10 protein-coding genes and 3 tRNA genes are annotated in these 13,741 nt (G+C 71.2%); 6 read left to right on the plus strand and 7 right to left on the minus strand.

The window, feature by feature from the left end:
* Window positions 1–25 precede the first annotated feature (25 nt).
* Genes I5071_RS05795 through I5071_RS05810 form a run of 4 tightly spaced genes read right to left on the minus strand, consistent with a single transcriptional unit; the run spans window position 26 to window position 5,698 of the window.
* On the minus strand, window positions 26–2,077 hold the full coding sequence (locus I5071_RS05795) for a hypothetical protein (protein WP_236604384.1): 2,052 nt from the start codon (window positions 2,075–2,077) through the stop codon (window positions 26–28).
* A complete protein-coding gene (locus I5071_RS05800; protein ID WP_236604385.1) occupies window positions 2,074–3,429 on the minus strand; it encodes a PEGA domain-containing protein in 1,356 nt (451 codons plus the stop codon). The genes I5071_RS05795 and I5071_RS05800 overlap by 4 nt, the downstream gene beginning before the upstream one ends.
* A complete protein-coding gene (locus I5071_RS05805) occupies window positions 3,430–5,094 on the minus strand; it encodes a serine/threonine-protein kinase (protein ID WP_236604386.1) in 1,665 nt (554 codons plus the stop codon).
* Between the two features lie 37 nt (window positions 5,095–5,131).
* Entirely contained in the window at window positions 5,132–5,698 is a 567-nt protein-coding gene (locus I5071_RS05810; protein ID WP_236604387.1) for a MarR family winged helix-turn-helix transcriptional regulator, read from the minus strand.
* 203 nt (window positions 5,699–5,901) lie between these two features.
* On the opposite strand from I5071_RS05810, the gene I5071_RS05815 reads away from it, so the two are divergent.
* From I5071_RS05815 to I5071_RS05835, 5 genes are all read left to right on the plus strand, one after another.
* On the plus strand, window positions 5,902–6,630 hold the full coding sequence (locus I5071_RS05815) for a sterol desaturase family protein (RefSeq protein WP_236604388.1): 729 nt from the start codon (window positions 5,902–5,904) through the stop codon (window positions 6,628–6,630).
* A 43-nt stretch (window positions 6,631–6,673) separates the two neighbouring features.
* A complete protein-coding gene (locus I5071_RS05820; RefSeq protein WP_236604389.1) occupies window positions 6,674–7,216 on the plus strand; it encodes a TrmH family RNA methyltransferase in 543 nt (180 codons plus the stop codon).
* A 54-nt stretch (window positions 7,217–7,270) separates the two neighbouring features.
* Window positions 7,271–7,343, plus strand: a tRNA-His gene (locus I5071_RS05825).
* A gap of 266 nt (window positions 7,344–7,609) precedes the next feature.
* Window positions 7,610–7,683: transfer RNA gene (locus I5071_RS05830), tRNA-Arg, on the plus strand.
* Window positions 7,684–7,756: 73 nt separating this feature from the next.
* A tRNA-Lys gene (locus I5071_RS05835) sits at window positions 7,757–7,829 on the plus strand.
* 59 nt (window positions 7,830–7,888) lie between these two features.
* On the opposite strand, the gene I5071_RS05840 is transcribed toward I5071_RS05835, so the two are convergent.
* On the minus strand, window positions 7,889–8,929 hold the full coding sequence (locus I5071_RS05840; RefSeq protein ID WP_236604390.1) for a hypothetical protein: 1,041 nt from the start codon (window positions 8,927–8,929) through the stop codon (window positions 7,889–7,891).
* A 156-nt stretch (window positions 8,930–9,085) separates the two neighbouring features.
* Here I5071_RS05840 and I5071_RS05845 point away from each other — a divergent pair, with 156 nt between their 5' ends.
* The gene (locus tag I5071_RS05845) at window positions 9,086–9,562 is read left to right on the plus strand and encodes an SRPBCC domain-containing protein (RefSeq protein WP_236604391.1); all 477 of its coding nucleotides are present in this window, start codon (window positions 9,086–9,088) and stop codon (window positions 9,560–9,562) included.
* A gap of 2 nt (window positions 9,563–9,564) precedes the next feature.
* On the opposite strand, the gene I5071_RS05850 is transcribed toward I5071_RS05845, so the two are convergent.
* Both I5071_RS05850 and I5071_RS05855 read right to left on the minus strand, forming a co-directional pair.
* On the minus strand, window positions 9,565–10,974 hold the full coding sequence (locus I5071_RS05850) for a ribonuclease H-like domain-containing protein (RefSeq protein WP_236604392.1): 1,410 nt from the start codon (window positions 10,972–10,974) through the stop codon (window positions 9,565–9,567).
* 9 nt (window positions 10,975–10,983) lie between these two features.
* Window positions 10,984–13,416, minus strand: a complete 2,433-nt coding sequence (locus I5071_RS05855) for a DEAD/DEAH box helicase (protein ID WP_236604393.1) — start codon at window positions 13,414–13,416, stop codon at window positions 10,984–10,986.
* Between the last annotated feature and the right edge of the window lie 325 nt (window positions 13,417–13,741).

A 13,741-nucleotide genomic window follows, 5' to 3' on the forward strand; every position in this document is an offset into this window, starting at 1 on the left:
ATCAGTTTGTGTGCCAGCGACACGATCACTGCGGCCAGACCTGGTCGAGCGGCAGGAGCGTGTGTCGCACCTCGGTGGCGGTGGTGATCGTTCGTCCGACCAGGAGGCGCACCCGCTGGGGGGAGTTCGCGATGCGCGCGGCCGCGATCGACTCGATGTCGCAGCGCCCCGGGCACGCACCGAGCACCGGATCGCTCGCGCGCAGCACCGGGTTCGCCGCGTAGGGCACGAAGCGCGGCGGCTGATCGCGCGGTCCCGCCGACTCCGCGAACGCGACGCTGGTGCGACCCGCGAGATCCCGCGCGACGACCCAGAGCCGATGGATCGCGAGGTCCTCGTCGTCGTCGGGGAACCACGACGCGCCGTCGGCGCCGCGCAGCGCGATCGCGGCGATGTCGCCGAAGTCGTCGGCCTGGAGAACGACCTCGCTCGGGAGCGTCGCGCGCACGCCGCCGTCGACGTCGACGCGCGCCATGCGGATCTCGCGCAGCGTGCCGGTGCGCTCGCATCCGTAGAGCAACCAGAACTGCGTGGTCGGGTGCGGGCCCGCGGGCAGGAGCAGCGGATCGCGCAGCGAGGTGCAGCCGCCGCCTTCGGTGTCGGGACGCAGCACCTGCATCGCGTCGTCGGCGACGAAGTACGGATTGACGCCCATCGGGTGCAGATCGATCCCGAAGCGCCGCCCGTTCGAGAGCTCGATCTCACGCGCGGCCGCGAGCCAGCCCTGGGTCGAGCGCGTGTGGGCGCGCGTGCTCTCGTCGACGGGCACGTAGAGCGAGGGCTCGCGCACGCTCGAGAGCGGCGGGCACGTCGTGCCCACGCACTGCGGCGGGCTCACACCGAGCACCGGCGCGCCGAGGGCGTCGCGCGAGCTCCAGCTCGTGAGCCCTTCGTCGTCGCTCGTCGTCGCGCCGCCGATCGCGAAGCGCACCGGCGCCGAGAGCTCGTTGGTGCGCGGGACGTTCGTCGCGTCGAAGTACACGTCCCACGCGTCGTCGGGGGTGCCCGTGCCGACGAAGTAGCTGCCGAGCGTCGGCGCGCCGACTCCGCCCTGCGCCCACGCGTCGCTCGCCCGCAGCGCGGTGTGATCGAGCCCCGTCGCAGCGCCGTCGATCGTGCGGAAATTACTGGGATTTGCGCACTCGTAGGGATCGCTCCCGACCGAGTCGACGTCGACGTAGTTGCCGCGCCCCTCGAGCGCGACGTAGAGCCCGCGCACCGCCGCGCAGCCGAAGCCCTCGCCCGCGAGGTGCTCGCGCGGGATCAGCGGACGCCGCCCGCCCTCGTCGGTGTCCGCGAACACGTCCCACGTGTCGACGCCGCTCTGCGCGACGAGCACGCGCGCGAAGATCCACGCTGCGCCACCCGAGATGCCGGGCGAGAGCTCGATCGTGACGTTCACGTCGGCGATGCCGAACGACTGCGGTGCGGTGTCGATGACGCGTCCCGCGCGGCGCACCTCGACGATGCGATCGCGATAGAGCCGCACCGAGAGCTCGTCGGGCAGCGACGCGCCGCGCGCCATGTCGGGCACCGCGGTGAGCACGATGCTCGCGTACTCGCAGCCCTCGCGCGTGGTGCACGCGGTGCCGCGCGGCGCGCGCAGCGTCGCGGTGATCGACATCCCGAGATCGACCGGGAGGCACTCGACGTAGCGCAGGCCGCGCGGATCACCGGTGCCGAAGCTCGAGACCACGTCGTCGGTGGTCTCGCGCTGGATCGTGGGCGGCACGCCCATCGGCAGCGAGATCCAGTCGAGCGAGTCGGTCGCGAACTCCGAGACCACGCTCTCGCCGCCCGAGCCGCAGCACTCGAGCTCGCGACCGCAGTCGAAGTCGTTGCAGTCGACGAGCCCGTCGCAGTCGTCGTCCTCGCCGTTGTCGCAGGTGCGCTCGAACTGCTCGGCGGGGACGCAGCCACCGTCACCGCCGTCGTCGATCGGACCGCCGTCGCCCGCGTCCTCGTCCTGTCCGGTGTCGGCCGCATCGACGCCGGCATCGCGCTCGATCAGCGATCGATCGGGCAACAAGCACCCGACGAGCGCGAGCGCGACGCACGCGATCCCCGCGCGCGTCACAGCCGACCTCCGACGCTCAGCACCGCGCCGCCTTCGACCGGCACCGGCGCGACGACGAGCTCGCCGATCGAGCGCTCGTCGCTTCGCCCATCGGCGATCAACAGCACGATCTCGGTCGCGATCACAGCGCCTGCGACGCCCCAGCTCACCCACGCGGCGTAGGCCCACGCCTCCGTCTCGTCGGCGTTCTCCTCGGTGTGCGCCGAGTCCCAGCGCTCGTCCGCGACGAACCATCCGATCGCCGTCGTCGCCACCGCGATCGTCGAGAGCCCGCCCGCCACGCCCATCACGATGCGCGGCGCGAGCAGCGCGTCTCCGCGCTCCGGCGCCAGCGACACCCGCAGCTCGCGGCGATCGCCCATCGCGAAGGTGTGGCGCGTCGTGTACGGCGAGTGCCCGTCCGCCTCGACGACGATCTCGTGCTCGCCGGTCGTCACCGGCGCCCGCACCTGCGCCCCGCCGCCGACCATCAGACCGTCGACCATCACGCGCGCCGGGGGCTCGCTCGACACGAGCAGCAGCGCGCCCTCGCGGCGCGCGAGACCGGCCGCCGCCGTCGCGAGATCGATCACCATCGGCGCCGCGCCCGGCAGCACCTCGAAGCGCCGCTCGATCGCCGCCGCGCCTTCGGGCTCGAGCCGCACGACGTGCGTGCCCGGCGCGATCTCGACGTGCGCGCCCGCGGTGATCGGCTGGCCGTCGAGGGTCAGGCGCAGGTCGGGCGGCGCGAGCACCTGCACCGAGACCGGCGCGCCCTCGAGCGTCGCGCTCACGGGCGTCGTCGTGCCCACCGTCGCCGTGACCTGCGTCTCGGCATCTCGATAGCCGCTCGCGCGCAGCCACACCCGATGATCGCCCGCCGCCACCGCGTACTCGAGCGGCGTGCGACCGCGCGCCGCGAGATCGCGCCGATCGATCCACACCTCGGCGCCGCTGGGCTCGCTGGTGATCGCGAGCACCGCGACCTGCGGCCGCAGCGCGTCGAGACGGCGCGTGCCCTCGGTTCGATCGCTCTCGCTCAGCCCCGCGACGCCGACGTACTCGAAGAGATAGTTGAACGCGTCCTCGCGCCGCTCGAGCAGCTCCGCCGCGAGCGATGCGTTGAAGAGCACGTTGCGGCTGCGCACGATGCGCAGGCTCGCGACGTAGTCGGCGAGCGCGGCCTCGAGCTCGCGCGTGCGTCGCTCGCCGCGCAGTCGCGTCGCGGCCTGGAGGTGCTGGTTCCCGCTCGCGAAGAGCGCACCGGCCTCGGCCGTGTCGTCGGCGTGCACCGCGCGCGGCGCGCCGACGATCAGCGCGACGAGCACGATCACGAAGGCGAGCGCGCGCGCTCGCCGATCCCCCCAACGCATTCAGAGCTCCGTCTTCATGGGAAGCGAAGAGACCGACGATCCCGAGCCGCCGCGCGTCGCGCGCCGGCGAAGCCTCACCGAGACCCGCGCGCCCGTCGCGGGAACGAGCACCTCTTCCTCGTCGACGTAGCCGTCGTGATGGAAGACGAGCGTGAGGGGCGCGCCGATCGGCAGATCGGCGAAGAGCGGCGTGGTGCCGAGCACACGATCGCCGACGCGCACCTCGGCGCCGGTCGGCGTGGAGTCGAGCGCGACCTCCGCGACGCTCGCCGGCTCGGGCACGGGAGGCGCCTCGGGCTCGGGGGCCTCGTCGATCACGGGCGGCGGCTCGCGCTCGGGCGCGCTCGCGGCCGGCGGCGCGGGGCTCGCCTCGGGCTCGCCCATCGTGCTCGCGACGATCGCGATCCCCGCGATCGCGACGAGCGCACCGCCGATCCACACCGCGAGCGGCACGCGCGTGGTGGGCGGTGCCGGGATCGACTCGGTCGATCGCTTCTCGCGCACGGGCGGCGCCGGCTCGTCGAGCGTGACCGCCGGGCTCGGCTTCGTCTCGCGCGGGAGCTCGATCTTCACGCTGCGCGGCGGCAGTGACGCCGTGGTCGGCACCGCGACGTCGGGCGCCGCGTTCCGCAGTCCCTCCGCGAGCTCCTCCATCGTCTGGAAGCGCTCCTCGCGCTTCTTCGCGAGCGCGCGCAGCACCACCGCCTCCACCTCGTCGGGGAGGAAGACGTTCGGGTTCCGCTGCTTCGGCGGCTGGGGCGGCTCGTTGCCGTGCTTCCAGAGCAGCTCGAAGTAGTTCCGCCCCTCGAACGGCGGCGAGCCCGTGAGCATCTCGTAGAGCATCACGCCGAGCGCGTAGACGTCGACGCGCCGATCGATCTCGGCCTCGCCGCGCGCCTGCTCGGGCGACATGTAGAGCGGCGTCCCGACCAGCTGGCCGGTGCGCGTCATCTTCACCTGCTCGGCGTCGGCGCTCTTCACCTTCGAGATGCCGAAGTCGAGCACCTTCGCGCGCTCTCCGTCGCCCTTCTTCGCGAGGTACACGTTCTCGGGCTTCAGATCGCGGTGCACGATGTCGTGCTGGTGCGCCTTCGCGAGCGCCGCCGCGATCTGGTGCGCGATCGCGAGCGCCTCGTGCAGCGGCAGCGGCCCGCGCGCGACGCGCTCGGAGAGGCTCTCGCCGCGCAGGTACTCCATCACGATGAAGACCGCGCCGTCGGCGTAGCGATCGAAGCTGATCACCTCGACGATGTTGTCGTGCTCGATCGAGCTCGCCGCGATCGCTTCCTGCTTGAGCCGCTCGACCGCCGTCGCGTTCTGCGCGACGCCCGCCGAGAGCACCTTCACCGCGTACTGCTTGCCGAGGTGGACGTGGCGCACGGCGTACACCGCGCCCATCCCGCCCTCGCCGATCTTCCCCTCGACCCGGTACACGTTCGAGAGCACGCGCCCGATCCACGGATCGACCGCGCGCTCCTCGTCCACCAGCGTCGGCATCCGCGGCGTGTCGCGAACGTCGCCGGCGCCGAGCGCCGTCGTCGCGAACCCCGGATGTCCTTCCGCGGGATCGAGCTCGAGCCCGTCGCGCGTGTCCTCGAGCTGCGTGCCGCGAGCGCGATCGTCCTCGCGGAGCGGGCGCGCGGGATCGAGGGAGTCGTCGGACATCCGATCCCCGCGATCCTATACGGGCCCGCGGCCCCGGTCACGCGCGAGGCGGCTCGCTCGCCTCGGCGTTGCCGTGCCCGTTCGCGGCGCGACGGCGCGTGCGTCGCTTGCGATCGGTCTCGCGGTCCATCGTCGACCGCACCGCCTTGTCGAGGAGCTGCACGAGGAACATCGCCTCCTCGTCGGTGAAGCCCGTCACCATGTTCCGCACCGCCGCGTCGACGAGCGGCGAGAGCGACTCCTCCAGCGCGCGCCCCTTCGCGGTCAGGCGCACCAGGCGACGGCGGCGATCGCGCGCGTCGATCTTGATCGTGACCTGCTTGTCCTTGGCCATGCGCGCGACGAGCCGGCTCACACCCGCGGCGTCGAGCCCGGCGTCGAGCGTCAGCTCCTGCTGCGAGAGCGGCCCTTCGGCCGTCGCGAGGCGGAAGAGCACGTGGTACTGCGGCACGGTCGCGCCGAGGGGTGTCAGCACGCGGCTCATCTCGTTGATGACGACGCGCCGGAGATACGCGAACCGCCAAGCGATCTCGCGGATCACGTAGCGCGTCGTCGGATCGGTGAGGATGCCGGCGGCGATGGACGTCTCGCTCGTGGTCTCCAAGAGTTCTTCCTAGCGAAAAGGGTAGTAGCGGGAGAGCGGAGGTGAGAATGGAGTGAGCTTCGGCGTCGTGCGCGGCTCGCCATCGAGTGAGGCCACGCATCGACCGAGGCCGACGCGGTGACAGGGGCCCCATCGCGCGTTTGCGACGGATCTCGCGCGCATGCTACCCCTCCGCCGACCTGAACGTCGACGTCCGGAGCAACATGGGCCTGCTGGATCTCACGCAAGAGTGCCTCGATGCGGCGGAGGGCAAGCTGCCCGAGCCGACGCCCGGTCCGAATGGGAAGCGCGGAAAGCCGCCCCAGCGGATCCAGGTGTTCAAGAACGAGTCCCTCGAGAAGTGGTTCGCCCAGGCGCACCCGATCACCCCGGGCATCTGGTTCGGGCCGTTCGTGGTGTGGGGGCTCTGGTCGGGCGCGATGGCGTTCGGGCTGGGCGTGATCCCGCTCTTCGCGGCGGGCTTCCTCATCACGACCTTCATCGAGTACTGCCTGCACCGCTGGATCTTCCACTTCGTCCCGAAGAACGAGAAGCAGCGGCTGCAGCACTTCCTGCTGCACGGGTACCACCACGAGTTCATGAACGACCCGATGCGGCTCGTGCTCCCGCCGATCGGGATCTGGCCGTTCGCGGCGATCGTCGCGGGCATCTGGTACCTCGTGTTCGGCGCGTACTGGTTCCCGATCTTCGCGGGCACGGCGGCGGGCTACATCGCGTACGACTGGGTCCACTACTACACGCACTACTTCAACCCGAAGGGTGGCGTGGGCCGGTGGCTGAAGCGTTACCACATGCTCCACCACCACGACTCGCCGAACCACCGCTACGGCATCACCTCGCCCCTCTGGGACTTCGTGTTCGGCACGTACCTGCCGCTCAACAAGATGGCGCGGCAGGCCGGGCGACACGCAGCGCCGACGGCCGAGGGCTGACACGAGGGCTGGTCTCCGGACCGGCCCTTCGTCGTTCTTGTGAATGGCCTACGTTCCCCCGCTCGGAATGCCGATCGACGAGGTGCGTCGCGAGCTCGATCGCATCCGTCATCCGGTGCGCATCGCGATCCGTCGCTCGAAGAACCCGTTCAACGTCGGGGCGATCATCCGCACCGCGCACTCGTTCCTGGTGCGCGAGATCGTGCTGATCGGGATCGAGCCCTGGTACGAGCGCGCGGCGATGGGCATGCAGCGCTACGAGAACGTGGTCGAGGTCGAGAGCGAGGCCGCGTTCGTCGCGATGGCCAAGGAGCGCGGCTGGTTCCTGTGCGCGCTCGAGAAGGACGACGCATCGGTGGGGCTCTGGGACGCGAAGATGCCCGAGGACTGCGTGATCGTCGTCGGCAACGAGGAAGAGGGCGTGGGCGCGGAGATCCTCGCGGCGTCCGACGAGGTGATCGGGATCCCGATGTTCGGGATCAACCACAGCTATCCGATGACGGTCGCGGCCGGGATCGCGATGGCGGAGTGGGCGCGGCGTCGATATGCCGGTGCGGGCCGTGTGATCGTGACTCCGAAAGAGTGATGATCGCACTTGCAGGGTGAGCGCTCTTCGCTAGACTGCCGGCCCTCGTTCGCGGTGGCCGTAGCTCAGTTGGTAGAGCATCGGATTGTGGCTCCGAGTGTCGCGGGTTCGATTCCCGTCGGTCACCCTGATTTTGTGGTGCGGGTCCCTGTTCGATTGGGATTCGGCCTTCGATAGACCCTCCTCGTCCGATCGCTGATCGGCGAGCAGCGACGGCGGCCCGCACGGGTGCTGCCGCTCTCGAGAGGGCGGGCGACGCGAGACTGCCGTGGTCTCGATCGCTCGGCGCGTGCGCTCTCGATCGGGCGCGTACGGGCTGATTTCAGAGCACGAACGCAGTGCTCGAAAGTCGTTGACAAGAGACGAAGATCGAGTATCTCACGGGTCCTCCGGGCGCCCGTAGCTCAGCTGGATAGAGCGTCGGACTTCGAATCCGCAGGTCGGGTGTTCGAATCACCCCGGGCGCGCTACTCCGCTGGTGCTCAGAGTGCGAATCGAGCGCTCGATTCGACTCCAAGCAATAGATTTGGTTCGATCCACGGGTCATTAGCTCAATTGGTAGAGCAGCGGACTCTTAATCCGTTGGCTCTCGGTTCAAGTCCGAGATGACCCACTGAAGAACGCCGCGGGCGCACACAGCGCTCGCGGCGTTCGTGTTTTCGGCGTTCGTCTTCAGCCCACGTGCATGCGCCGGCGCGCGTGCGCGGGCGTGGGCTCGACGTCGAGCTCGGCGCTCTGCTCCACGCTGATCGGCTCGGCGTGGATCGGCTCCGATCGGATTGCGTCGGCGAGCATCGGCGGCTGCGCCTGCAGCGCCGTGATCTCCTCGGCGACCCGCACCAGCACGGGCTCGGCGCTGCGCGCGGTCGCGGCGGCGTGGACCTCGCTCATCGCGTCGTCGCAGAGCTCGACGTCGCCGACGAGGCGCTCGATCTCGGCGTGCAGATCGCCCTGTCCCACGACCGCGGTGGTGCGCTCCTGCACGAGCCGACACAGCGCCGCGACCGATGCGATCTCGCTCGCGAGCGCGTCGCGCTCCTCCTCCGCCTCGCGCAGGCAGGTCAGGCGGCGACGCGTGAGCTCGATGCGACGCTCGGCGAGGTGGCGCAGCCGCGACGATCGCGCGGTGTCGCGCTCCAGCTCGAGCGCGGCGACCTCCGCGTGCAGCTGCGCCGCGTCGGCGAGCATCGACGACTCGCGCGCGGTGCGGTGCGCGACCGAGAGCCGCACGTAGCCATCGAGGAGACGATCGGGCGCGAGCCACTCGTCGAAGAGGATCTCGACGCTCTCCGACACGCTCGCCGCGTGCGAGCGCGCGGTCGAGATGCGGCGCTCGAGCTCCGCGAGCTCCTGCACGTGCATCGGCTCCATCGACGGATGCATCGCGACGCGCGCCTGTGCCGCGACGAGGCGACGATGCTCGCGTCGATGTCGCTGGGCGCGACGGGCGACCGAGTTCGAGCGTGGCAGCACGCCGAGCGTGATCGTCTCGAGCACTGCGAGCGCGACCAACATCCACGCGCTGCCGACGAGGAGCGTGGTCGCGAGCAGCGTGGTGCCGATCGAGAGATGGAGCGGATGACAGAGCACGTACCGCATGCGCTCCCATCCGTCGCGATCGCCCGCCGCGGCGGCGCGTCGCGAGGTGGACGACGTCTTGGCGGCACGCGCGCTCGTCAGGGCCCCGGTGGTGGAGTGAAGCTCGCGCGGCATTGCGACCTGAACGAGCACGTAGTCCCGCGGGGCACGGTCGAGAAGGCAATCGCGCGCGACGTGTGCGCGTGAGGTGGTGCGCGCGCCCACGTCTCCACGCCGGGAGCTTTCGCGTGCGTTCGGGCTCGTCGATGCTCTCCGGCGCGAGGTGGTCCGATGGCGAAGCCGAAGTCCAAGCTCTTGTCGAGGCCCGCAGCGAGGCTCGCGCGCGACGCGCGCGGCCACGACACCAGCGTCCCGGCGCGCGAGAGGCTCGAGCTCTCCGTGACGCTCCCGATCGATCCGAGCTCGCTCTACACGGCGTGGCTCGATGCGCGCGAGCACGGCGCGTTCACCGGCGGTCAGGCGAGCTGCGAGCCGCGCGTCGGCGGACGCTTCACGGCGTGGGACGGATACATCGAGGGCGAGACGCTCGAGCTCCACGCGGGCGAGCGCATCGTCCAGGCATGGCGCACCAGCGACTTCGAGGACGACGACGCCGACTCGCGGCTCGAGGTGCGCTTCGTGCCCGAAGGTGACGGCACGCGCCTGTGCCTCAAGCACACCGAGCTGCCCAAGGGCGGCGCGCGGAAGTATCGCGAGGACTGGAAGCAGCTCTACTTCGCGCCGATGTCGAAGTACTTCACGCGCTGACGTTAGTTCCTCTCGCGCTCCGACTTCGGAGTCGTCCGCTCGAGGGGGAGCGCCAGCGCACGCGCCGCGCGCTTCGCCTCGCGCGCCGCACGCTTCGCCTCGCGCTGCTCGTCGCGCTCGCGCTTCTTCGCGAGGCGGGCGACGCGCTTCGCGCACGCGTCCTCGCCTTCGACCGCGGCGGTGCGTCCCGCGTGGGCCAGTGCGGCCGCGGGATCGCGGGTGCGGTGCTCGAGGTGCTTCGCGAGCGCGAGGTGAAGCCCCGCACGACGCGCGTCGTCGGGCGCGGCGTCGAGCGCATCGCGCAAGAGGCGCAGCACCTCGTCGTGCTGGGCGCGGGCGCGCGCCGCCGAGCTCGCGACGAGCAGCGCGTCCACCGTCACCTCCGCGTCCCCGCCTCCGCTCGCGGCAGCCTCCGCGAAGCGGGCCGCGCGATCGAGATCGCCGTGCCTCAGCGCCACCCGCGCGATGCCGAGCCGATCCTCGGGCTCGTGCGCCGGCAGCACGTCCTCCCAGCGCTCGCCCAGCGTCGCGAGCAGCGCGGCGAGCGCGACGAGGTCGTTCGCGTTGTGCTCGATCACGGGGGTGATCACCGAGCCCTCGGCACCGCGCACGAAGTCCCAATAGAGGTGCGGGATCTCCGCGCCATCGACGTCGCGCTCGCGGCGCATGCCGAGCACCTCGGTCTCGATCTGGACGAGGCGCACCTGGCCGAGGCGTCGCGCGAACACGCGTCGCGCGCAGTGCAGCAGATCGAGGTGCGCGCGCGGCGTGGGCACCGGCACGCGGTTGAGCACGGCGCGCGTGCGCAGCAGCGGCCAGTCGAAGCTCTTGCCGTTGTAGGTGACGATGCACGAGCTCTCGGCGATGCGCTCCGCGAGCCGCGCGAGCAGCGGGCGTTCCTCGCCCGGGCGACGCAGGAAGAGCTGCTCCACGCGGAGGCTCTCGTCCTCGAACCACGCCATCCCGATCAGGAACGGCAGCGTGCCGGTCCCGCCCGAGAGGCCCGTGGTCTCGGTGTCGAGCAGCAACATCTTCCGCAGATCGACTCCGTCGAGCGCGGGATCGAGGGCGAGCGCCGCGGCGATCTCGCTGCGCACCTCGAGCGCGCGCGCGATCCCGATGCGCCCGTGGTGATGCGCGGGCGGCAGGTACTGCACGACGCGATGGAGCGGGCCGTGCGGCGTCTCGTCGAGCGTCCCGGGGAGCGGCGTCTTGGTCGGCGCCGGGCGCGGCGCGGCGCGCATCGCGACGCGGTCGCGCGACTCGAGGCGATCGATCGTCGCGCGCAGCCGCGCGATGCGCTCGCGGCGCTCGAGGTCGACCGCGGAGACGACAGGTTGCGGCGGCGGAGGCGCTGGCTGCGCGGCGGGCCCCGGCGCGCCGAGGCGGGCGAGCTTTCGTTTGAGGTCCAACGATCTACCTCAGTGGGTGGTGCCGATGCCGAGCGCGTCGAGGAGCGTCAGCGCGAGCCGCTTGAGGTCGGTCGATGCGCTCGCGACGAGCTCGGTGCGCGGCGCGTTCGCAGGCGGCGGCGAGACCAGCGCGCCGATGCACGCCGGGCATCCTCCACCGCACTCGCAGCCGTCGATCAGCGCGCGGGTGCGGCGCATCAGCGACTCGCGATCCTCGAACAGCCGCGGGGCGAGGCCCACGCCGCCGGGCACCGCGTCGTAGAGGAAGATCGTGGGGTCGAACCCCGGCCCGAGCGGCTCGCCCTTGCTCGGCAGCTCGCCCTCGCCACCACGATCGCCGAGCGTGTGCCCGAGGTCGCGCGGATCGCACATCAGTCCGACCGACGCGACGAGGTGCATCGCGTTCGCGATGCCGCGGATCGCGTCGAGCACGATCGCGCGCGGCTGCGGCATGGAGCGCACGACGTCCTCGTCGATCGTCATCCAGCACGCGCTGGTGTGCATCTGCATCTCGGGCAGCCGCACGTCGCCGTAGCCGACGTTCTCGTGCGTGTGGAACTTGATCTTCTTGTACCCGACGACCTTCTCGATGACCGAGACCTCGCCCATCCCGCTCGAGAGGCCGGCGCTCATGATCGCGCCGTCGTCCTCCTGGGTGATCGCGACGCGCGTGTACGTCATCGCGGTCGTGTAGTAGTCGGGCTCGACCTTGCGGACGAAGGCCTTGTGGTTCTCGAAGTCGAGGCGCTCGACCTGGTACTGCTCGCCCTCGTGCTGGTAGATGGCCTGCACGTGCAGCATCGTGTGCGTCGCGCGCCAGTCCATCTCGGCGATGGTCTTGTCGGTGTCGAGGTCGATGACGACGAAGTTGTCCCAGCCGATGCTGCGCAGGCTGACGTGGGTCGCGGGGTACGCGTCGGTCGCCCAGTGGTAGACGGTCTTGCCCGCGCTCCCCGGCGCGGCGTGCACGACCTGGTGCTGCGCGAGGTAGTCGAGCGCGTCCTTGACCGCGGCGGGCGGCACGTCGCCGAGCGCCTCGCCTTCCTCGAAGGGCAGCTCGAACGCCGCGCACTTGAGGTGCTGCACCAGGATCTCGACGTTGTCGGGATCGATGCGCGCGTGCTCGACCGGCGCGCCGATCACCGTGTGCGCCTGCAGCGCGAAGAACTGATCGAGCGGCTGGCTCGACGCGACCATCAGCGCGAGCGAGGGATCGCTGCGGCGACCGGCGCGACCGAAGCGCTGCCACAGCGCGGCGATCGATCCCGGATAGCCCGCGCACACGACCGCTTGGAGTGAGCCGATGTCGATGCCGAGCTCGAGCGCGTTGGTCGCGACGACGCCGCGGATCGATCCCGCGCGCAGGCCCTCTTCGATGCGGCGTCGGGTCTCGGGGAGATAACCGCTTCGATAAGCCTGGATGCACTCGGGATCGATGCGATCGGCGGCGAGCCGATCGCGCAGGTACTTGAGCATCACCTCGACCGAGTTGCGCGACTGGCCGAACACGATGGTCGGCACCTCGGCGCGCAGGAGATCGGCGGTGAGCGAGACCGCGGTCTTCAGGTAGCTCGCGCGCACGCCGAGCTCGGGGTTGAGGACCGGCGGGTTGTAGACGACGACGTGGCGCGGACCGGTCGGCGCGCCGCTCTCGTCGATCAGCGTGACCTCCCGGCCGATCATCCGTTGCGCGTGCTCGCGCGGGTTGCCGATGGTCGCCGACGCGAACACGAACGTCGGATCCGCGCCGTGGAAGCGCGCGATGCGCTGGAGCCGTCGCAGCACGTTCGCGAGGTGCGAGCCGAAGACGCCGCGATAGGTGTGGAGCTCGTCGACGACGACGTAGCGCAGGCACGCGAAGAAGCGCGCCCAGCTCGCGTGGTGCGGGAGGATGCCCGCGTGGAGCATGTCGGGGTTCGTCAGCAGGATGCCGCTGCGCTCCCTCGCTGCTCTCCGTGCATCACCGGGCGTGTCGCCGTCGTAGGTGATCGCGCCGTGGGTGAGGCCCACGTCCTTCATGAGCGTGCGGAGCGACGCTTCCTGATCGCGCGAGAGCGCCTTCGTCGGGAAGAGATAGAGCGCACGCGCGTCGGGCTCGCGGGCGAGACGATCGAGGACCGGCAGGTGGTAACAGAGCGACTTGCCGGACGCGGTCGGGGTCGCGACCACGATCGACTTGCCTTCGCGCGCGAGCTCGAACGCGCTCGCCTGGTGCGCGTAGAGGCGCTCGATGCCGCGGCGCGCGAGCGCGTCGCGCAGCAGCGGATGGAGCGCGTCGGGGACCTCGGCGTGGTGCGGGTCGCGCGGCGGGACGACGTGATGGAGCGCGACGTTGCGCCAGACGCCGCCGTCGTCCTGCCAGCGCTGGAGGACCGAGGTGAGGCCGCGGTCGGCGGACCAGGGTGTCGGTGGGCGAGCGAAGGGAAGGTCGTCCGCTGGCATCTCGGGGGGCACTGTACGAATGTGCCGGGGGACGGGGCAAGTGTTCAGGGGTGATCTCTCGAGATCGGCGGCGCGTCGGCGGGGGCGCGGGGGTGGGGGTCCGGCGCGCCGGTACTCGCGGCTGCCGGACTGGGACGGCGCGAGCTTCGGGAAGCGGAGCTTCGCTCGCTTGCGCGCTCCGCGCGCGGCGCTCGCTCGCCGACGATCTCGCGTTGCCGTCTACCCGACCCGCTGCGTGGGCGCGCCGGACCCCCACCCCCGCGCCGTGGACGCGGAGTCTGCCGTCTCGGTGGGGGGCGGTGGGGTTGGCTCGCGACCGATCCGC

Origin of the sequence: Sandaracinus amylolyticus (assembly GCF_021631985.1) — a bacterium.
Lineage (GTDB): Bacteria > Myxococcota_A > Polyangia > Polyangiales > Sandaracinaceae > Sandaracinus > Sandaracinus amylolyticus_A.